The following is an 18,522-nucleotide window of genomic DNA, read 5'->3' as shown; positions in this document are numbered from 1 at the left end:
CTCCCACATTGAGCCTTCATCGTTCTCAAAGCTTTATTCCAAACTGGCCTGTCAGTGCTTTTCGCCCCTTTGGCGTAAGCCCAAGCGCACGACTATCCAGGTCCTGGGTGACCCACTGGCGGCTGATCACGCTTTGCAGAAAAGCCGCCCCCAGCGCCCCGGCCAAATGCGGGCGGCGCATGCTCCAGTCCAGGCACGAGCAGGCGAAACGACGCCGCTGGACGCGAAGCGCTTGCACATCAACACCCAATTCGGTCATCGCTTTTACACCGGCTTGCGTGAGTTGGTAGGTGCCGTCACCCATCAGCCAGCCGGCCTCGATGAAATGGTCATGCAGGCGCACGGCCAACGTCCCGGCCATGTGGTCGTAGCAGGTCCGTGCGAACTGCAAGCGATTGGGCGTGGTTGCAACGAACGCCGTTGCAGTGTTTTGGCTGATCACCATCAGCGCTTCAATCACCTGGGCAACGTGAGGGCCTGCGAGGCTGTAATACCGATGCCGGCCCTGAGTATGCAGCTTCACCAGCCCGTCATCCTTGAGCCTGGCCAAGTGGGCGCTGGCGGTGGAGGCGCTGACCTCGGCGATGACTGCCATTTCGGTGCTGGTGCGCGCATGGCCGTCCATCAGTGCGCAAAGCATTTTGGTCCGTGCAGGTTCCGCAATCGCGCCAGCGACCCGGGAGAGGGCAGAGTCTTCTTGGTGGGCATTCATATTTCGTTCCTGAACGAATCGTTGCCGTGTGCGGTGGCAGATAGTAGCGGTTCTTTAGGCACAGGATGTACTGAATGACCCCGCTGGAAGCTGCGACACACAACAACCCTTATGAGTATTACGCAGGCTTGAGGCTCAACGGCGAGCTGCTGTTCGATGAAGGTCTCGGGCTATGGATCGCCAGCACTGCCAGGATGGTCGAGGCGGTGCTGGCGCATCCCGATTGCCGGGTGCGGCCGTTGCATGAGCCGGTGCCTGCAGCAATTGCGCAAGGCGCGGCGGGGCAGGTGTTTGCGTCATTGATGCGCATGAATGAAGGCGCGGGCCATCGGTGCCCCAGGGCGGTCATCGAGCCGGCGCTGGCTTCGGTGGTGACTGCGGATGTCATAACCCGCATCGGTCCCCCGGCGGCTGATTTGAACGAATTTATGTTCACGTTACCGGTGTCGGCGGTCGCGCATTGGCTGGGTTTTCCAGGCGACCAACTGGGGGAAGTCGCCCGGATGACAGGTGATTTTGTCGCCTGCCTTTCACCGCTGAGCAGTGAGACTCAGATCCGCGATGCGCACACCGGGGCGAGCCGGCTAAGGGAAATGTTCAGCGGGTTGCTGGCGCAAACAGGGTTGCGGGAGCACATCCTTCGCAACTACGAAGCCAGTAGCTGGGAAGCCCCTGACGCATTGATCGCCAACCTGATCGGGCTGCTGTCACAGACCTGCGAAGCCAGTGCAGGTCTTATCGGCAACACCTTGGTCACACTACATCGGCGCCCCGATCTGCTGGAACTCGTCCAGCGTACGCCAACCCTCACCATTGCGTTGGTCGAGGAGGTCGCTCGCTACGATTCTCCGGTGCAGAACACCCGACGATTCGTGGCCAGCCGCTGCACCATTGGCGGCCGGACTCTGGAGGCTGGAGACACTGTGCTCGTGTTGCTGGCGTCGGCCAATCGGGATCCTGCGGCGAACCCGGAACCCGACCGATTTTTACTCGAGCGCCAGCAACGAAAAACCTTCAGTTTCGGCTTGGGAAGGCATCAGTGTCCGGGTCAAAAAATCGCGCTCAGCATTGCCGCGCAGGCGATCCAGGATTTACAGCGTCGTCAGCAAGGTGTGCTGAGCAGCCCGTGTGCGTTCAGTTACTGGCCGTCTCTGAATGGGCGCATTCCGCGCTTTCACGGGTAAGGATCAGCGCACCACACCCTCCACAAACTCGATAAACGCCCGGGCCTTGGCACTGACCATCCGGCCTGTGGGCAACACGGCCCACAAGTCCCGTGGCGGCAGTTCCCAGTCGGTGAGGACTGCCTTGACCTCGCCACTGGCGATCTCCGGCATGAACATCCATTCGGCGGTCATCGCCACGCCATGGTGGGACAGCACACCAGCGCGAATACCTTCGGAGGACGTGACGCGCAGGCGCCCGTGAGCGACCACCGGGTATTGATGGGCACCTTGAGTGAAGGTCCAGCAGGTGCTTTCGCTCAAGCTATAGATCACCGCCTGGTGGTGCAGGAGGTCTGCCGGGGAGCGGGGTTCGCCATGGCGTTCAAAGTAGGCGGGCGTGCCGAAAATCCGGCAGGGGCTTTGGCCAATCTTGCGGGCCGTCAGGCCGGAGTCACTCAGGTTGCCGATGCGCAGTGCGACGTCGATACCTTCTTCCACCAGATTGAGCAGGCGGTCGTCGAGTACGACGTCGACGTTCAGGCCGGGGTGTTGCTCAAGGAACGGCCCCAGGTTGGGAATGATCTGTAAACGGCAAAAAGTCACGCCCGCGCTGATGCGCAGGGTGCCCGACAGACCATTGCTGGCGCCCCGGGCGGCGTCGTCGGCATCGTTGGCCTCGTCGACCGCGCGCTTGGCCTTCTCAAAAAACGCCAGGCCCGCCTCGGTGGGCGTCAGTCCCCGGGTGGAACGCATCAGCAGCCTGACCGCCAGCCGGGCCTCCAGTTGGGCAATGCCTTTGGACACGGCGGGCTGGCCAATGCCCATGCGTTTTGCGGCCGCGGAAAACGAGCCGGTCTCGACGACGTGGACGAAGGTTTCCATGGCGGTGAGGCGGTCCATCGGGATGTCCTTTTGGCGGTGGCGTTTCGGGAATCATGGGGCCTTTGGGATGAGGGGGGAAGTCAGTCGGTTGGCATAGAATTCATTCCCTAAGGGCATGAATTGATGGGTTTCCAACATCCAGTAAAACAGCCACCAGTCAGACTGACGAATTCTGTGCTTGAGTAAAGATAACTCTAGAGTTACTTTTATTCAGGCCGGAGCAAGGAGGCTGTGGTGCAAAGCGGGCTATTGATCAAAGAGCTGCAAGAGGCAGGTTGGGTGCTGGATCGGGTGACGGGCAGCCATCATCTTTTCACCCATCGCTATAACCCGTACACGATACCGGTGCCCCATCCCAAGAAGGATCTGCCCCTGGGCACCGTGCGAAGTATCAGGAAACGTGCCGGGCTGTTTTCGTTTTAGGACGGTTTAAGGAGATTTTCCATGCAATACCCAATCTGTATCGAATGGGGCGATGACTTTGTCGCCACCGGTATCCAGATCCCCGATATTCCGGGCGCTGTGACCGCCGGGGACAGCTTTGAAGAGGCGTACAACGCCGCCGTTGAGGTGGCGCACATCATGCTGCAGGAGATCGCGGCAGAAGGTCGGGTGATTCCGATGCCAACGTCGGTGGCCGCCCACCATGACAATGAGGAATACGCGGGAATGGGCTGGGGGATGTTGGAACTCGACATTTCGCCCTATCTGGGCAAGACCGAGAAGGTCAACGTGACCTTGCCCGGCTATGTGATCCAGCGTATCGACCGCTATGTGCGCGAGCACAAAGTAAAAAGCCGCTCGTCATTTCTGGCGGATGCGGCTTTGGAGAAGTTGGTGCGGTTGTAACTAGGCGGTGGCCACCGCTCCTGGGCGCGATGCACTCAGGAACCGCAACAATGCCACCAGCGGGAACGCGCTGCCCACCAGCATCACCCCCAGCCAGCCGCCGTGTTCGTAAACGCTGCTGGCAATCGCCGAGCCGAAGGCGCCGCCGATGAAGATGCTGGTCATGTACAGCGCGTTCAGCCGGCTGCGGCTGTTGGCGTCGAGGGCGTAGATGGCGCGTTGGCCGAGGACCATGTTCATTTGCACGCAGAAGTCCAGGACCACGCCGGTGACCGCCAGGCCAATCACGCTGTACAGCGGGTGCACGAAGGCGGGCAGGAAGCTCAGCGCCGCAAACAGCATCGCCAGCAGTGAGGCGCGGTGGGTGTGGCCGGCATCCGCCAGGCGCCCGGCAATGGGGGCGGCGATGGCGCCGAGGGCACCCACCAGGGCGAACAGGGCGATCTGGCTTTGGCTCAGGCCATGGTTGCGGGACAGTTCCAGTGGGGCAGCGGTCCAGAACAGGCTGAAGGTCGCGAACATGCAGCCCTGGTAAAACGCCCGCTGGCGCAGCACCGGCTGGCGGCGCAGCAAGGTGCCCAGGGAGCCCAGCAATTGGCCGTAGCTGGCGGCATGATCGGGTTGGCGCTTGGGGATGGTCAGCATCAGCACCACGCTGATAAACGCCATCAGGGCTGCGGCAGCCATGAACATGGCGCGCCAGCCGAAGTGGTCAGCCACCACGCTGGACACAGGCCGGGCCAGCAGGATACCCAGCAGCAAACCGCCCATGATGCTGCCGACCACTCGGCCACGGGATTCCGCCGGTGCCAGGTGCGCCGCCAGGGGAATCAGGATTTGTACCGAGACCGAACTGAAGCCGATCAGCAGCGACACCAGCAGGAACAGGTTCGGCTGTTCGGTGAAGGCTGCGCCCAGCAAGCTGGCGATGGCCACCACGGTGGTGATGATCATCAGCCGGCGGTTTTCCAGCAGGTCGCCCAACGGCACCAGGAAGAACAGGCCCAAGGCATAGCCGATCTGGGTCAGGGACACGATCAGGCTGGCCATGGCCGGCGTGAGGCCGATGTCCGGGGCAATCAGCTCGATGATCGGTTGGGCGTAGTAGATGTTGGCGACGATGGCGCCGCAACAGAACGCAAACAGCATCACCATGCCTCGGGTCATGGTGCTTGTAGCGTGGGGCGTAGCGTTCATGGTGTTCTCATAAAAGCGAAGGAAAGAGGCGAGCGAGCATAAAGACTGGCCCCGGGCGGGAGTAGCCCGTTTGTGGTGATAACACTCATGCCGGGCATTAATGACTGAAACGTTAACTTTCGGGCTGAAGGTCGATGATACATTCAGTCACAACTGCATAAACAGGAAATCGACTGCCATGAAGATGACTTTCAACAAGATGCTCTTGGCCTCAAGCCTGGCCGCGCTGATGACCGTGGGCGTCGCCCAGGCCCAGGATGCCCCGCGTGTGGGCGTGCGGGGTGCGATTACCGCGATCGACGGCGATGCGATGCACGTCAAGGTCAACAGCGGTGAGGACGTCACCGTGAACCTGACCAAGGACACGCTGGTGCGCGCCGTCACCCTGGCCAAAATCGAAGACATCAAGCCTGGCAGTTACATCGGGTCGGCGGCCATGCCCAACGCGGATGGCACCCTGACGGCGCTGGAAGTCCACGTATTCCCGCCGGCCATGGCAGGCACAGGTGACGGGCACCGTGCGTTCGACCTGAAGGAAGGCAGCAGCATGACCAACGGCACCGTGGGTGACCTGGTGGTGAGCAATGGCCGGACATTGACCGTGAAGTACAAGGGCGGCGAGCAGAAGATCGTGGTGCCGGATGACGTGCCGATCGTCAACCTTGAGCCGGGTGATCGCAGCTTGCTGAAACCTGGGGTGAAGGTGGTGATGTTTGCGGCGAAGGGCGCGGATGGGAGTGTGACGGCCCAGGCGATTTCGGCGGGCAAGGATGGTGTGACGCCGCCGATGTAACAGCTGAGCGCTGAAGCAAATGTGGGAGCGGGCTTGTGTGGGAGCCGGGCTTGCCCGCGATGCAGGCACCTCGGTCTATCAGACAAACCGAGGTGAGGCTATCGCGGGCAAGCCCAGCTCCCACAAAAGCCAGCTCCCACACTGGCCTGCATTTCTTCAGTTAGAGCGGATTACTGCCCGCTGTAGATCTGGTCAAAAATCCCGCCATCATTGAAGTGGGTCTTCTGCACCGTACGCCAGTCACCAAAGGTCTTCTCGACCGACAGGAAGTCGACTTTCGGGAAGCGGTCGGTGTACTTGGCCAGCACTTTCGGGTCACGTGGACGCAGGTAGTTGTTGGCAGCGATTTCCTGGCCTTCCGGCGACCACAGGTACTTCAGGTATTCCTCGGCAGCCACTTTGGTGCCTTTTTTCTCGACCACTTTGTCGACGATCGACACCGGCGGCTCGGCTTCAGCGGAGACGCTCGGGTAGATCACTTCGAACTGATCACGGCCGAATTCACGGGCGATCATTTCGGCTTCGTTCTCAAACGTCACCAGCACGTCGCCGATCTGGTTGGTCATGAACGTGGTGGTAGCGGCACGGCCACCGGTGTCCAGCACAGGCGCGTGTTTGAACAGGTCGCCGACAAATTTCTTGGCCTTGTTCTCGTCACCGCCGTTCTTCAGTACATAACCCCAGGCCGACAGGTAGGTGTAGCGGCCATTACCGGAGGTTTTCGGGTTCGGCACGATGACTTGCACGCCATCCTTGAGCAAATCCGGCCAGTCTTTCAGGGCTTTCGGGTTGCCTTTGCGCACGATGAACACCGTGGCAGAGGTGAACGGCGCGCTGTTGTTCGGCAGGCGGGTGACCCAGTTGTCCGGCACCAGTTTGCCGTTGTCTGCCAGGGCATTGATGTCGGTGGCCATGTTCATGGTGATCACGTCAGCCGGCAGGCCGTCGATCACCGAGCGCGCTTGTTTGCTCGAACCACCGAAGGACATCTGCAGGGTCAGCTTGTCGTCTGGATGCTCGGCCGCCCAGTGTTTCTGGAAGGCGGCGTTGTAGTCCTTGTAGAAGTCGCGCATCACGTCATAGGAGACGTTGAGCAGGGTGACCGGGGCGGCCTGGACGACGCCAGCCAGTGCGAGGCCGGCGGCCAGGAGAGAGGCACTAACGAGTTTTTTCACTGCTCATTCCTTGTTGTTCGAGAAGGTTTTGAAACGCATGGGGGCAATATGCCAGCGACTATAACGGGGGGCGCATAGTCGCTTAAAGATTAAAAAGAACTTTGCTTATTCCAGTTTCTTGAAAAGCGCGCTGCCACACCGTGAGCAAAACGCCGCATTGGGCTCATGGCTGTTTTTCTTGCACACCGGGCAATCCGTTTGCAATTGCTCACCGCGCATGGCGTTGGCCAGTTCGGCGGTGAAGATCCCGGTGGGCACCGCGATGATCGAATAACCGGTGATCATCACCAGCGACGAAATCACCTGGCCCAGCGGGGTCTTCGGCACGATGTCGCCAAAGCCCACGGTGGTCAGCGTCACGATCGCCCAATAGATGCCCTTGGGAATACTGGTAAAGCCGTGTTCCGGACCTTCGATCACGTACATCAAGGTGCCGAACACCGTCACCAGGGTGCAGACGCTGACCAGGAACACCACGATCTTCTGCTTGCTGCCCCGCAGCGCCGACATCAGGTAGTTGGCCTGTTTGAGGTACGGCCCGAGCTTGAGCACGCGGAAGATCCGCAGCATCCGGATGATCCGGATAATCAGCAGGTACTGCGCGTCGCTGTAATACAGCGCCAGGATCCCGGGCACGATGGCCAGCAAATCCACCAGCCCATAAAAGCTGAAGGCATAGCGCAACGGCTTGGGCGAACAGTACAGCCGCAGCCCGTACTCGATGGCGAAAATGATGGTGAAGCCCCACTCGATGTAGGCCAGCACATCGGCGTAGTTCTGGTGGATCTGGTCGATGCTGTCGAGCATCACGATGACCAGGCTGGCAAGTATGATCAGCAGCAGAATGCCATCGAAGCGCCGTCCGGCGACGGTGTCGCTTTGGAATACCATGACGTAGAGCCGCTGACGCCAGTCGTTGTTGCTGTCCATAAAGCCCGCCTGAATTGAAGATCAGCGAAGCCTAGGGTGATTCGAACGGGCTGTCCATGCGGGCTTTCTGCATCACCCGATGACTGGCGCGCACCAGCCAGGTGGCGAGGATAAACGGTGCGGTCAGCGCGGGCAGGTTCAGGCCGGTGAAGCCGGGTGTGAGGATGATCGCCAGCAGAATGCCGATCAGCGGCAGCCAGGGTTGGCGGCGATGCTGGCTGAGGGCCAGGGCGGCCAGCGCCGGGTTATAGCTGTGCAGCCCGAGCAGGGCGCTTGCGGGTTCGTCCATCAACAGGGCGATCAGTACGCCGAGGCTGGCGCCGGCCAGCGCCCATAACGCGGCGCGGCGGCTGGCGAGCAGCAGGCCGAGGGCGATCAACAGGCCGGCCAGGGGCTGGTCCAGCAGGATCACTTGGGCCAACCCTTTAAATGGCGCGCAGAGCAGTGCCCAAGTGCCGGGTTCGCTGGCGGTGAAGGCGGTGGGCGAAGGGGTGCCGAGCAGCAGCCAGCCGAGTACCACAAACGGTGCGGTGTAGGCGGGCAGGTCGTCGGGGTTGGCAGCGCGTTTGAGCCATTGGCGAGTAAGGATCGCGCTGAGGCCGCCGCAGGCGAGAATCAACGGCGGTAGCAGTGCCGACCAGGTGAAGTGCTGGCTGATCAGCAAGCCGAGCAGCACGCCGTTGTAGCTATATAAGCCAGCCTGGCGCTCGGCCTTGGGATAGGCGCGGCGTTGGGCGGTCAGCAGCCCGGCGACACCACCCAGCAGCGCGCCGCCGAGCAGGGCCGGGGCGCCGACAAGGATCGCCAGCAGGCAGAGCAGGCCACACAGCGGGTGGCGCTGCAGGAAAATCTGGCTGAAGCCGTTGAGCAGGGCTTCGGCCCAGTCGGGGCAGGGTTGGTTGGGCATGGTGGGTGAGTCTGAGGGACCGAGTTGCCCCCATCGCAGGCAAGCCAGCTCCCACATTTGAACGGGTTCACAAATCAAAATGTGGGAGCCGGGCTTGCCCGCGATAAGGCCCTTACAGGCGCTAGATCAACGTCTCTATCCGTAGCGAGTTGGTCGAGCCCGGCTGCCCAAACGGCACCCCCGCGGTAATCACCAACGTGTCCCCGCGCTGCGCCATACCTTGTGCCTGGGCAATTTCCAGTGCCGTGGAACACACCTCATCCACTTGCCGCAGCCGGTCATTCACCACCGAGTGCACGCCCCACGCCACGCTCAAGCGTCGCGCCGTGGACAGGTTCGGCGTCAGGTTCAGGATCGGCACCGTTGGCCGTTCCCGCGCCGCCCGCAGGCTGGAGGTGCCGGACTCGCTGTAGTTCACCAGCACCGCCACCGGCAGGATGCTGCTGATACGGCGAATCGCGCAGCTGATGGCGTCCGACACCGTGGCCTCAGCCTTGGGCCGGCTGACGTCCAGCTGGGCCTGGTAATCCGGGCCGTTTTCCACCTGGCGAATGATCTTGCTCATCATCAGCACGGCTTCCAGCGGGTATTCGCCGGAAGCGGTTTCCGCCGACAGCATCACCGCATCCGCCCCTTCAGCCACTGCGTTGGCCACGTCGGTGACTTCGGCCCGGGTCGGCGCCGGGGAGAAGCGCATCGACTCAAGCATCTGCGTCGCCACCACCACCGGTTTACCCAACTGGCGGCAGACACCAATGATGTCCTTCTGGATTTGCGGCACGCTTTCCGCCGGCACTTCCACCCCCAGGTCCCCTCTGGCGACCATGATCGCGTCGCTCAGCTCGGCGATTTCCTGCAGGCGCTGCACCGCCGATGGCTTTTCGATCTTGGCCATCAGGAAGGCTTTGTCGCCGATCAATTCACGGGCTTCGCGGATGTCTTCCGGGCGTTGCACAAACGACAGCGCCACCCAGTCCACACCCAGTTCCAGACCGAAACTCAGGTCGCGGCGGTCCTTGGCGGTCAGCGGGCTGAGTTCCAGCAATGCCTGGGGCACGTTCACGCCTTTACGGTCCGACAGTTCGCCGCCATTCAGCACGGTGGTGTCGATGGCCTCGGAATGCTTGGTGATCACCCGCAGGCGCAGCTTGCCATCGTCCAGCAGCAGGTCCATGCCGGGCTGCAGGGCCGCGATGATTTCCGGGTGCGGCAGGTTCACCCGCCGCTGGTCACCGGGTGTCGGGTCCAGGTCCAGGCGCAGAGCCTGGCCGCGAATCAGTTGTACCTTGCCCTCGGCAAAGCGCCCGACCCGAAGCTTCGGCCCTTGCAGGTCCATGAGGATGCCGAGGGGATAGTTGAGCTGGCGCTCCACCTGGCGAATCCACTGGTAGCGCTGGGCATGATCGGCGTGATCACCGTGGCTGAAATTCAGGCGGAAGATGTTCACCCCGGCTTCCACCAGCTCGCGGATGTCGTCAATGCTGTCGGTGGCCGGGCCCAGCGTGGCGAGGATTTTGACCTTCTTGTCAGGCGTCATGTTCGGGGGACTCTCTTTCAGGGCTTTCAAGAATCAGAATGGCGCGAAAATCGTTGACGTTGGTGCGGGTCGGCTCGGTGATGATCAAGCCGTCGAGGGCCGCGAAATAGCCGTAGCCATTGTTGTTGTCCAGCTCATCGCTGGCGCTCAGGCCCAGGGCTTCGGCGCGGGCGTAGCTGGTGGGCGTCATGATCGCCCCGGCGTTGTCTTCGGAGCCGTCGATGCCGTCGGTGTCACCCGCCAGGGCGTAGACGCCGGGCAGGCCCTTGAGGCTGTCGGTGAGGCTCAGCAGGAATTCGGCATTGCGCCCGCCACGGCCATTGCCGCGCACGGTGACGGTGGTTTCGCCGCCGGAAAGGATCACGCAAGGCGCCGCCAGCGGCTGGCCGTGCTGGATGATCTGCCGGGCGATGCCGGCGTGCACCTTGGCCACGTCCCGCGCCTCGCCTTCCAGGTCGCCGAGGATCAGCGGGCTGAAACCGGCCTGGCGGACTTTCACCGCCACCGCCTCCAGGGATTGTTGGGGGCGGGCGATCAACTGGAAATGGCTGCGGGCGAGCACCGGGTCGCCAGGCTTGACCGTTTCCGACTCCGGGCTTTGCAGCCAGGTGCGCACCGACGCCGGGATTTCAATCTGGTAGCGCTTGAGGATCGCCAGCGCCTGTTGCGAGGTGCTCGGGTCGCCGACGGTAGGGCCCGACGCGATGACCGTGGCCTGGTCGCCCGGCACATCGGAAATCGCGTAGGTGTAGACCGTGGCCGGCCAGCTTGCCCGGGCGAGGCGGCCACCCTTGATTGCCGAGAGGTGCTTGCGCACGCAGTTCATCTCGCCAATGGTGGCGCCGGATTTGAGCAGGGCTTTGTTGATCGCTTGCTTGTCCGCCAGGGTGATGCCGGCGGCGGGCAGGGCGAGCAGCGCAGAGCCACCGCCGGAGAGCAGGAAGATCACGCGGTCGTCTTCGCTGAGGTTGCTGATCAACTCCAGCACGCGCTTGGCCACGGCTTGGCCGGCGGCATCCGGGACCGGGTGTGCGGCTTCGACCACTTCGATTTTCTTGCAGGGTGCACCGTGGCCATAGCGGGTGACCACCAGGCCCGAGACTTCGCCTTGCCAGCAGTTTTCCACCACCAGCGCCATGGCGGCGGCGGCTTTGCCGGCACCGATCACGATGACACGGCCGCTGCGGTCGGCGGGCAGATAGGGTTCGAGGACTTGCCGGGGGTGGGCAGCGTCGATGGCTGTGGCAAACAGCTCGCGAAGCAGGTGTTGCGGATCGACCGACATAAGCGGGCTCCCGGGGATTCTTGTTATTAGAGGCAATGCAAAAACTGTAGGAGCCGGCTTGCCGGCGATGGCGGCCTGAAGGCTGGCGGTGAAGCGGGTGGCCTCATCGCCGGCAAGCCGGCTCCTACAGGGAAGGGCGGGCGTTACTTATTGCGAATCGAAAAATTCGCCATATGTTCCAGGCCCTTGATCAGCGCCGAGTGGTCCCAGTTGCCGCCACCGATGGCCGTGCAGGTGCTGAACACCTGTTGGGTACCGGCGGTGTTGGGCAGGTTGATCCCCAACTCCTTGGCACCGGCCAACGCCAGGTTCAGATCCTTCTGGTGCAGGTTGATGCGGAAGCCCGGATCGAAGGTGCCCTTGATCATCCGCTCGCCATGCACTTCGAGGATTTTCGACGAAGCAAACCCTCCCATCAGGGCTTCCCGCACCTTGGCCGGGTCGGCACCGTTCTTCGAGGCGAACAGCAGCGCTTCCGCCACCGCCTGGATGTTCAGGGCGACGATGATCTGGTTGGCCACCTTGGCGGTCTGGCCATCGCCATTGCCGCCCACCAGGGTGATGTTCTTGCCCATGGCCTGGAACAGCGGCAGGGCGCGTTCGAAGGTGTGCGGGTCGCCGCCGATCATGATGCTCAGGGTGCCGGCCTTGGCGCCGACTTCACCACCGGACACCGGGGCGTCGAGGTAGCGCGCGCCGGTCTCGTTGATCTTCGCGGCGAAGGCCTTGGTGGCGGTGGGCGAGATCGAGCTCATGTCGATCACCACTTTGTTCGGCCCCAGGCCTGCGGCCACACCGTCGGCGCGGAACAGCACGTCGTCGACCTGCGGGGTGTCGGGCACCATGACGATGATGAATTCGGCTTCCTGGGCCACTTGCTGCGGGTTGGCCAGGGCCACCGCGCCAGCGGTGATCAGTTCAGCCGGGGCCTTGCCGTGATGCTCGGACAGGAACAGTTGGTGCCCGGCCTTTTGCAGGTTGGCGGCCATGGGTTGGCCCATGATGCCGGTGCCGATAAATCCGATTTTAGCCATGATTAAAATCCTCTTATTGTTTTTGTGGGTTAGATCGCGTTGTGGCTTTTGAGCCAACCCAAACCCGCTTCGGTGGTGGTCAACGGCTTGTACTCACAGCCGACCCAGCCCTGATAACCAATGCGGTCCAAATGTTCGAACAGGAAGCGGTAGTTGATCTCACCGGTGCCCGGCTCGTTGCGCCCCGGGTTGTCCGCCAGCTGGATGTGGTTGATCTCATCCAAGTGGTTCGCCATGGTGCGGGCGAGGTCGCCTTCCATGATTTGCATGTGATAGATGTCGTACTGCAGGAACAGGTTGGCACTGCCCACCTGCTCGCGAATCGACAGGGCCTGCGCCGTGTTGTTCAGGTAGAAACCCGGGATGTCGCGGGTGTTGATGGCTTCCATCACCAGCTTGATGCCCACTGTTTGCAGCTTGTCGGCGGCGTACTTGAGGTTGGCGACGAAGGTTTTTTCCAGCGTCGCGTCATCCACGCCGGCCGGGCGAATCCCCGCCAGGCAGTTGATCTGAGTATTGCCCAGCACCTGGGCGTAGGCGATGGCCAGGTTGACCCCGGCGCGGAACTCCTCGACCCGGTCCGGGTGGCACGCCAGGCCGCGTTCGCCCTTGGCCCAGTCACCGGCCGGCAGGTTGAACAGCACTTGGGTCAGGCCGTGGGCATCGAGTTGCGCCTTGATTTCAGCCGAGCTGAATTCATAGGGAAACAGGTATTCCACACCACTGAACCCCGCGTCGGCGGCGGCTTTGAAACGGGCAAGAAAGTCCTGTTCGGTAAACAGCATGGACAGGTTGGCGGCGAAACGCGGCATGGGGTTCTCCTTAATCGAGCAGTGAAATGGCGGTCGGCGCGTCGTTGCCCACCAGTGCCAGATCTTCGAATTCGTTGACGGCGTTGATCTCGGTGCCCATGGAAATATTGGTCACCCGCTCCAGAATGATTTCAACGATCACCGGCACCTTGAACTCTTCGATCATCTCCTGAGCCTTGCGCAGTGCAGGCTGGATCTGACCCGGCTCGAACACGCGCAGGGCCTTGCAACCCAGGCCTTCGGCGACGGCCACGTGGTCGACGCCATAACCGTTGAGTTCCGGCGCGTTGAGGTTGTCGAAGGACAGCTGCACGCAGTAGTCCATCTCAAACCCGCGCTGGGCCTGGCGGATCAGCCCCAGGTAGGAGTTGTTCACCACCACGTGGATGTACGGCAGCTTGAACTGCGCGCCCACGGCCAGCTCTTCGATCATGAACTGGAAGTCATAGTCGCCCGACAGCGCGACAACCTTGCGGGTCGGATCAGCCTTGACCACACCCAGCGCGGCCGGAATGGTCCAGCCGAGCGGGCCGGCCTGGCCGCAGTTGATCCAGTGGCGTGGCTTATAGACGTGCAGGAACTGTGCGCCGGCAATCTGCGACAGGCCGATGGTGCTGACGTAGCAGGTGTCTTTGCCGAACACCTGGTTCATCTCTTCGTACACCCGTTGCGGCTTGACCGGCACGTTGTCGAAGTGGGTCTTGCGGTGCAGGGTGGCCTTGCGCTGCTGGCAATCGTGGAGCCAGGCGCTGCGGTCCTTGAGCTTGCCGGCGGCTTTCCACTCGCGGGCTACTTCTATGAACAGGGTCAGGGCGGAACCGGCGTCGGACACGATGCCCAGGTCCGGGGTGAACACGCGGCCGATTTGCGTCGGCTCGATGTCAACGTGAATGAATTTGCGGCCCTCGGTGTACACCTCCACCGAACCGGTGTGGCGGTTGGCCCAGCGGTTACCGATGCCCAGCACCACGTCCGATTTCAACATCGTCGCGTTGCCATAACGGTGGGACGTTTGCAGGCCGACCATGCCCACCATCTGCGGGTGATCGTCGGGGATCGTGCCCCAGCCCATCAGGGTCGGGATCACCGGGATGCCGGTCAACTCGGCGAACTCCACCAGCAGCTCGCTGGCGTCGGCGTTGATCACGCCGCCTCCGCTCACCAGCAAGGGGCGTTCGGCCTGGTCCAGCAGGGCCAGGGCTTTTTCCACCTGGATGCGGGTGGCCAGTGGCTTGGCCAGGGGCAGCGGCTGGTAGGCGTCGATGTCGAATTCGATCTCGGCCATTTGTACGTCGAACGGCAGGTCGATCAGCACCGGGCCCGGGCGGCCGGAGCGCATTTCATAGAAGGCTTTCTGGAAGGCATACGGCACCTGGCCGGGTTCCAGGACGGTAGTCGCCCACTTGGTCACCGGCTTGACGATGCTGGTGATGTCGACGGCCTGGAAGTCTTCCTTGTGCATCCGTGCCCGCGGCGCCTGGCCGGTGATGCACAGGATCGGGATCGAGTCGGCCGAGGCGCTGTACAGGCCGGTGACCATGTCGGTGCCCGCCGGGCCCGAAGTGCCGATGCACACGCCGATATTGCCGGCCTTGGTGCGGGTATAGCCCTCAGCCATGTGCGAGGCGCCTTCAACGTGGCGAGCAAGGACGTGATCGATGCCACCGACCTTCTGCAAGGCCGAATACAGCGGGTTGATCGCGGCGCCCGGGATACCGAAGGCGGTGTCGACCCCTTCACGGCGCATCACCAGGACAGCGGCTTCGATTGCTCTCATTTTGCTCATGGTTTTGGTGCCTCTTGCGTTTTGTAATTGTATACAAGTGGTGTTTGTCTGAAGTGTATTCACGGCGAGCGGGGCAGGTCAATCCATTTTCTTGGGTGGCCTTTACGTTCGTCGGAAGGCTTCTGGACAGGAATATTTCGACGTGTGGTGCGTATGTTTCGAAATATTGTATACAAAAAATAAATCTATTGTGTTCTATTTGTTTGATCGAGCTTCTGATCAGACAGAGCCCCACGGCTTTCCCATAACAAGATAAGGACGGCACCCATGAGCGCTTTAACCTTGAAAGTCGCAGTCAACCTGGCCAGCCACGCCATCGCGGCAGGCCGCACCATTTCGGCAGCGCCGCTGACCGTTGCGGTACTCGACAGCGGCGGGCATTTGATTACGTTGCAGCGCGAAGATGGCGCGAGCCTGCTGCGCCCGCAGATCGCGATCGGCAAGGCCTGGGGCGCAATTGCCCTGGGCAAGGGCTCGCGCTTGCTGGCGCTGGATGCGCAGCAGCGGCCGGCGTTTATTGCGGCGTTGAACAGCCTGGGGCAAGGCAGCGTGGTGCCGGCGCCGGGCGGGGTGTTGATTCGGGATCAGGAGGGTGTGGTGCTGGGCGCGATCGGGATCAGCGGGGATACATCGGATATTGATGAACAGTGTGCGATCAGTGCGATCGAGGGGCAGGGGTTGTGGGCGGATGCGGGGGTTACTGCTTGATTTGAGGTGACTGATCGATAGCTATCGCGGGCAAGCCCGCTCCCACAGTTGAATGTATTCACAAATCAAAATGTGGGAGCGGGCTTGCCCGCGATGGCGGCGACCCGGTCTACAGTCAAAGCCAGATCGCATCCCACAGAGGGTAGTCGCCATATTTCTTCACGAGACCCGCTCTCAGGGGATTGGCCACGATGTACCGGGCTATGCCCTCAAGGCTTTCTTCACGCCGCACGGCATGGTCATGGAAGCCCGGTTGCCAAAGGCGCCCTTGACGCCCGGCAACAGCATTTACGATTCGAGTACTTTTGGATTTGACCTGGCGCATCAGGTCAGCCAGAGAACCGTTTTCCAGTGAAATCAACCAGTGGAAATGATCAGGCATTACCACCCAGGCCAATGAGGTTGCCAGACGTTGGTTCTGCGCAATTCTGAACTGCTGCACCACCAGTCTTCCCAGCTTGAAGTCGCTGAATATGGGCTCGCGATGCAGTGTGTTGCTGGTCAGAAGATAAATGCGGTTGGATTCGTTATAGCGCCCTGTGCGCAGACGACATGATGCGGGTAGATCAGGCATTCCGTTGCCCCTTTGCAGAAGTGAGTTCTGAAAGGCTAGATGGGAATGTTTTAAGGGGTGTTCCAGGTTTTGGCAGGATGTGTCCTGGAGATAGCTATCGCGGGCAAGCCCGCTCCCACAGTGGATCTCTGTCGTTCATACATTCTGTGTCTGGCACAAATCCACTGTGGGAGCTGGCTTGCCTGCGATGCTCTTCAGTCCGGCTCACACCCTTTAAGCACCAACCGAATAATCGTCTGCGCCGCCGCCTCATAATCCGCTTCATCCAGCTTGGCCTTCCCGGTCACCGCTGAAATCTGCCAGTCAAAATCCGCGTAGGTCTGCGTCGCCGCCCAGATGCTGAACATCAGATGATGCGGGTCAATCGGCGCAATCAGCCCCCGGTCCACCCAGCTCTGGATGCAGTCGATGTTGTGTTTGGCCTGGGCATTCAGCTGGTCCACCTGCTCCGGGCTCAAATGCGGGGCGCCGTGCATGATTTCGCTGGCGAACACTTTCGAGGCAAACGGCAGATCCCGGGAGATGCAGATTTTCGAGCGGATGTAGCCGCTCAGCACGGCCGCAGGGTCGCCCTCGGGATTGAACGGTGTGGAGGCGGCCAGGATCGGCTCGATAATGCTTTCGAGCACCTCGCGGTAGAGGTTGTCCTTGGACTTGAAGTAGTAGTAGACGTTGGGCTTGGGCAGCCCCGCCTTGGCGGCGATGTCGCTGGTTTTGGTCGCGGCGAAGCCCTTGTCGGCAAACTCCTCACTGGCAGCCCGCAGGATCAGTTCTTTGTTGCGCTCGCGAATGGTGCTCATAGACCAGGTCGTTCCTTGCCAAGACAGGCGGTCGGGCATGGTAGCACCGGCTTTGCGCAGGGCTCAAGAATCGTGCTGCAGCCCTTGCACGGTGGGGCGCCCAGCTGACTTTGTCTGTCTTGATGCTGAACGCATTCACGGTCGTACAGGCACGGCCCGAGCGCGCTGCTAGAGTTCAGGCAGCGAGCGGCCATTTAGCCGGGCCGCCCCTTCCTGATTTCGGCGTTCGAGAGAGAAACCCGTGGAGAAAAGCAGACGACGTACGTTCGCCTGGGTAGTTGGCACGTTGTTACTGGTAGCGGTGTTGATTGCCCTGGGTTTGCACTTCTTTGCAGGTGGGCACAAAGGCAGGCCGCCCGCCACCGGCGAACCGGTGGCCGTGGTGCCGGTGGTGTTGCAGGACGTGCCGGTGTACATCGATGCCCTCGGCACCGTCACCCCGACCCGCAGTGTGACGGTGGTCACCCAGGTCGATGGCATCCTCAGCAGCGTGGCGTTCAAGGAAGGCCAGCATGTCACCAAGGGCCAGGTGATCGCGCGCATCGATGACCGTGCCCTCAAGGCCCAGTTGGCCGTGGCCAAGGGCACCCTGGCCCACGACCAGGCGGTGTTGAGCAACGCCCAGCGCGATCTGGTGCGCTACCGCGAACTGGTCAAGGCCGGCTCCACCAGCCAGCAAACCGTCGATACCCAGGCCTCGCTGGTCCAGCAACAACTGGGCACCGTGGCCGCCGACCAGGGCAATGTGCAGAACCTTGAAGTGCAGGTCGGCTACTGCACCATCACCTCGCCCGTCGACGGCGTGGTGGGCCTGCGCCTGGTAGACCCGGGCAACTATGTCACTACCACCAGCACCACCGGCATTGTGGTGATCACCCAGATGAACCCGGCCACGGTAGTGTTCGCGGTCCCCGAGGACGACTTGGGTGCAATCAATCAAGCCCTGGGCCGTGGCGCCGTGACGGTGCTGGCCTACGACCGCAATAAAAAAGCCTTGCTGGCCACCGGCAGCCTGTTGGCCCTGGACAACCAGGTGGATACCACCACCGGCACCATCAAGGTCAAGGCGCAGTTCGACGATTCGGGCAATGCGCTGTTCCCCAACCAGTTCGTCAATGCGCGCCTGAAAGCCGACACCCTGACCCAGGTTGCCGTGGTACCCACCCGGGCGATCCAGCATGGCAGCAAGGGTGATTTCGTGTTCGTGGTGAACGGCGACAAGGCCAGCCTGCGCAACATCAAGACCGGCCCGTCCATGGGCGACATCTCGGCGGTGCTCGAAAGCGGGGTCAAGCCCGGCGAACAGGTGATTACCGAAGGCGCCGACAAGCTGGATGACGGTTCGGCTGTGAAGGTCGTCGCCCAGTGAGGAGCT

General features: G+C 61.8%; 19 protein-coding genes. 6 read left to right on the top strand and 13 right to left on the bottom strand.

The genetic code is table 11. The annotated features are described in order from the left end of the window. Nucleotides 1-25 precede the first annotated feature (25 nt). Nucleotides 26-712, bottom strand: coding sequence for an ArsR/SmtB family transcription factor (locus JFV30_RS19990; RefSeq protein ID WP_201125005.1), 687 nt, complete (start codon nucleotides 710-712; stop codon nucleotides 26-28). Nucleotides 713-786: 74 nt separating this feature from the next. On the opposite strand from JFV30_RS19990, the gene JFV30_RS19985 reads away from it, so the two are divergent. Beyond that, nucleotides 787-1,896: a cytochrome P450 gene (locus JFV30_RS19985; protein ID WP_201125004.1), complete on the top strand. Its 1,110-nt coding sequence runs from the start codon at nucleotides 787-789 to the stop codon at nucleotides 1,894-1,896. A gap of 3 nt (nucleotides 1,897-1,899) precedes the next feature. On the opposite strand, the gene JFV30_RS19980 is transcribed toward JFV30_RS19985, so the two are convergent. Then, nucleotides 1,900-2,778 carry a LysR family transcriptional regulator gene (locus tag JFV30_RS19980; RefSeq protein ID WP_201125003.1) on the bottom strand — a complete coding sequence of 293 codons (879 nt, stop codon included), beginning with the start codon at nucleotides 2,776-2,778 and terminating at the stop codon, nucleotides 1,900-1,902. A 216-nt stretch (nucleotides 2,779-2,994) separates the two neighbouring features. On the opposite strand from JFV30_RS19980, the gene JFV30_RS19975 reads away from it, so the two are divergent. Together JFV30_RS19975 and JFV30_RS19970 are read left to right on the top strand one after the other, a co-directional pair. Further along, a complete protein-coding gene (locus JFV30_RS19975) occupies nucleotides 2,995-3,183 on the top strand; it encodes a type II toxin-antitoxin system HicA family toxin (RefSeq protein WP_201125002.1) in 189 nt (62 codons plus the stop codon). Nucleotides 3,184-3,204: 21 nt separating this feature from the next. After that, nucleotides 3,205-3,609 carry a type II toxin-antitoxin system HicB family antitoxin gene (locus tag JFV30_RS19970; protein ID WP_010166194.1) on the top strand — a complete coding sequence of 135 codons (405 nt, stop codon included), beginning with the start codon at nucleotides 3,205-3,207 and terminating at the stop codon, nucleotides 3,607-3,609. On the opposite strand, the gene JFV30_RS19965 is transcribed toward JFV30_RS19970, so the two are convergent. Beyond that, nucleotides 3,610-4,806 carry an MFS transporter gene (locus JFV30_RS19965; protein ID WP_201125001.1) on the bottom strand — a complete coding sequence of 399 codons (1,197 nt, stop codon included), beginning with the start codon at nucleotides 4,804-4,806 and terminating at the stop codon, nucleotides 3,610-3,612. A gap of 178 nt (nucleotides 4,807-4,984) precedes the next feature. On the opposite strand from JFV30_RS19965, the gene JFV30_RS19960 reads away from it, so the two are divergent. After that, complete coding sequence (locus JFV30_RS19960; protein ID WP_201125000.1) at nucleotides 4,985-5,599, top strand: DUF5666 domain-containing protein; 615 nt, start codon at nucleotides 4,985-4,987, stop codon at nucleotides 5,597-5,599. Nucleotides 5,600-5,769: 170 nt separating this feature from the next. On the opposite strand, the gene JFV30_RS19955 is transcribed toward JFV30_RS19960, so the two are convergent. From JFV30_RS19955 to gcl, 8 genes are all read right to left on the bottom strand, one after another. Next, nucleotides 5,770-6,774 carry a sulfate ABC transporter substrate-binding protein gene (locus JFV30_RS19955; protein WP_010166202.1) on the bottom strand — a complete coding sequence of 335 codons (1,005 nt, stop codon included), beginning with the start codon at nucleotides 6,772-6,774 and terminating at the stop codon, nucleotides 5,770-5,772. A 105-nt stretch (nucleotides 6,775-6,879) separates the two neighbouring features. Then, nucleotides 6,880-7,704: an ion transporter gene (locus JFV30_RS19950; protein WP_010166204.1), complete on the bottom strand. Its 825-nt coding sequence runs from the start codon at nucleotides 7,702-7,704 to the stop codon at nucleotides 6,880-6,882. Nucleotides 7,705-7,735: 31 nt separating this feature from the next. Then, nucleotides 7,736-8,611, bottom strand: a complete 876-nt coding sequence (locus tag JFV30_RS19945; protein WP_201124999.1) for an urea transporter — start codon at nucleotides 8,609-8,611, stop codon at nucleotides 7,736-7,738. 121 nt (nucleotides 8,612-8,732) lie between these two features. Then, entirely contained in the window at nucleotides 8,733-10,148 is a 1,416-nt protein-coding gene (gene pyk / locus JFV30_RS19940) for a pyruvate kinase (RefSeq protein WP_010166207.1), read from the bottom strand. After that, nucleotides 10,138-11,433: a glycerate kinase type-2 family protein gene (locus JFV30_RS19935; protein ID WP_201124998.1), complete on the bottom strand. Its 1,296-nt coding sequence runs from the start codon at nucleotides 11,431-11,433 to the stop codon at nucleotides 10,138-10,140. The genes pyk and JFV30_RS19935 overlap by 11 nt, the downstream gene beginning before the upstream one ends. A 143-nt stretch (nucleotides 11,434-11,576) precedes the next feature. Further along, the gene (locus JFV30_RS19930) at nucleotides 11,577-12,467 is read right to left on the bottom strand and encodes a 2-hydroxy-3-oxopropionate reductase (protein ID WP_201124997.1); all 891 of its coding nucleotides are present in this window, start codon (nucleotides 12,465-12,467) and stop codon (nucleotides 11,577-11,579) included. A gap of 29 nt (nucleotides 12,468-12,496) precedes the next feature. Then, nucleotides 12,497-13,279, bottom strand: coding sequence for a hydroxypyruvate isomerase (gene hyi, locus JFV30_RS19925; RefSeq protein ID WP_201124996.1), 783 nt, complete (start codon nucleotides 13,277-13,279; stop codon nucleotides 12,497-12,499). A gap of 10 nt (nucleotides 13,280-13,289) precedes the next feature. Next, nucleotides 13,290-15,065, bottom strand: coding sequence for a glyoxylate carboligase (gcl, locus tag JFV30_RS19920; RefSeq protein ID WP_010166214.1), 1,776 nt, complete (start codon nucleotides 15,063-15,065; stop codon nucleotides 13,290-13,292). A gap of 267 nt (nucleotides 15,066-15,332) precedes the next feature. Here gcl and JFV30_RS19915 point away from each other — a divergent pair, with 267 nt between their 5' ends. Beyond that, complete coding sequence (locus JFV30_RS19915) at nucleotides 15,333-15,773, top strand: GlcG/HbpS family heme-binding protein (protein WP_169385925.1); 441 nt, start codon at nucleotides 15,333-15,335, stop codon at nucleotides 15,771-15,773. A 115-nt stretch (nucleotides 15,774-15,888) separates the two neighbouring features. On the opposite strand, the gene JFV30_RS19910 is transcribed toward JFV30_RS19915, so the two are convergent. Both JFV30_RS19910 and JFV30_RS19905 read right to left on the bottom strand, forming a co-directional pair. Beyond that, nucleotides 15,889-16,347, bottom strand: a complete 459-nt coding sequence (locus JFV30_RS19910; protein ID WP_169385924.1) for an REP-associated tyrosine transposase — start codon at nucleotides 16,345-16,347, stop codon at nucleotides 15,889-15,891. Between the two features lie 194 nt (nucleotides 16,348-16,541). After that, nucleotides 16,542-17,147, bottom strand: a complete 606-nt coding sequence (locus JFV30_RS19905; RefSeq protein WP_010166220.1) for a TetR/AcrR family transcriptional regulator — start codon at nucleotides 17,145-17,147, stop codon at nucleotides 16,542-16,544. Nucleotides 17,148-17,388: 241 nt separating this feature from the next. On the opposite strand from JFV30_RS19905, the gene JFV30_RS19900 reads away from it, so the two are divergent. Beyond that, complete coding sequence (locus JFV30_RS19900) at nucleotides 17,389-18,516, top strand: efflux RND transporter periplasmic adaptor subunit (RefSeq protein WP_029615731.1); 1,128 nt, start codon at nucleotides 17,389-17,391, stop codon at nucleotides 18,514-18,516. Nucleotides 18,517-18,522: the final 6 nt, after the last annotated feature.

It is taken from the genome of Pseudomonas sp. TH32 (assembly GCF_016650855.1).
Classification (GTDB): Bacteria; Pseudomonadota; Gammaproteobacteria; order Pseudomonadales; family Pseudomonadaceae; genus Aquipseudomonas.
Note: the sequence above shows the minus strand (reverse complement) of the source record. Positions and strands in the feature narration are given on the sequence as shown.

Bases quoted from the DNA above. Each gene is read 5' to 3' on its own strand.
- JFV30_RS19990 (WP_201125005.1), bottom strand. From the start codon at position 712: ATGAATGCCCACCAAGAAGACTCTGCCCTCTCCCGGGTCGCTGGCGCG.
- hyi (WP_201124996.1), bottom strand. From the start codon at position 13,279: ATGCCGCGTTTCGCCGCCAACCTGTCCATGCTGTTTACCGAACAGGAC.
- JFV30_RS19950 (WP_010166204.1), bottom strand. From the start codon at position 7,704: ATGGACAGCAACAACGACTGGCGTCAGCGGCTCTACGTCATGGTATTC.
- JFV30_RS19905 (WP_010166220.1), bottom strand. From the start codon at position 17,147: ATGAGCACCATTCGCGAGCGCAACAAAGAACTGATCCTGCGGGCTGCC.
- JFV30_RS19945 (WP_201124999.1), bottom strand. From the start codon at position 8,611: ATGCCCAACCAACCCTGCCCCGACTGGGCCGAAGCCCTGCTCAACGGC.
- JFV30_RS19980 (WP_201125003.1), bottom strand. From the start codon at position 2,778: ATGGACCGCCTCACCGCCATGGAAACCTTCGTCCACGTCGTCGAGACC.
- JFV30_RS19970 (WP_010166194.1), top strand. From the start codon at position 3,205: ATGCAATACCCAATCTGTATCGAATGGGGCGATGACTTTGTCGCCACC.
- JFV30_RS19930 (WP_201124997.1), bottom strand. From the start codon at position 12,467: ATGGCTAAAATCGGATTTATCGGCACCGGCATCATGGGCCAACCCATG.
- JFV30_RS19965 (WP_201125001.1), bottom strand. From the start codon at position 4,806: ATGAACGCTACGCCCCACGCTACAAGCACCATGACCCGAGGCATGGTG.
- JFV30_RS19935 (WP_201124998.1), bottom strand. From the start codon at position 11,433: ATGTCGGTCGATCCGCAACACCTGCTTCGCGAGCTGTTTGCCACAGCC.
- pyk (WP_010166207.1), bottom strand. From the start codon at position 10,148: ATGACGCCTGACAAGAAGGTCAAAATCCTCGCCACGCTGGGCCCGGCC.
- JFV30_RS19910 (WP_169385924.1), bottom strand. From the start codon at position 16,347: ATGCCTGATCTACCCGCATCATGTCGTCTGCGCACAGGGCGCTATAAC.
- gcl (WP_010166214.1), bottom strand. From the start codon at position 15,065: ATGAGCAAAATGAGAGCAATCGAAGCCGCTGTCCTGGTGATGCGCCGT.
- JFV30_RS19985 (WP_201125004.1), top strand. From the start codon at position 787: ATGACCCCGCTGGAAGCTGCGACACACAACAACCCTTATGAGTATTAC.
- JFV30_RS19960 (WP_201125000.1), top strand. From the start codon at position 4,985: ATGAAGATGACTTTCAACAAGATGCTCTTGGCCTCAAGCCTGGCCGCG.
- JFV30_RS19915 (WP_169385925.1), top strand. From the start codon at position 15,333: ATGAGCGCTTTAACCTTGAAAGTCGCAGTCAACCTGGCCAGCCACGCC.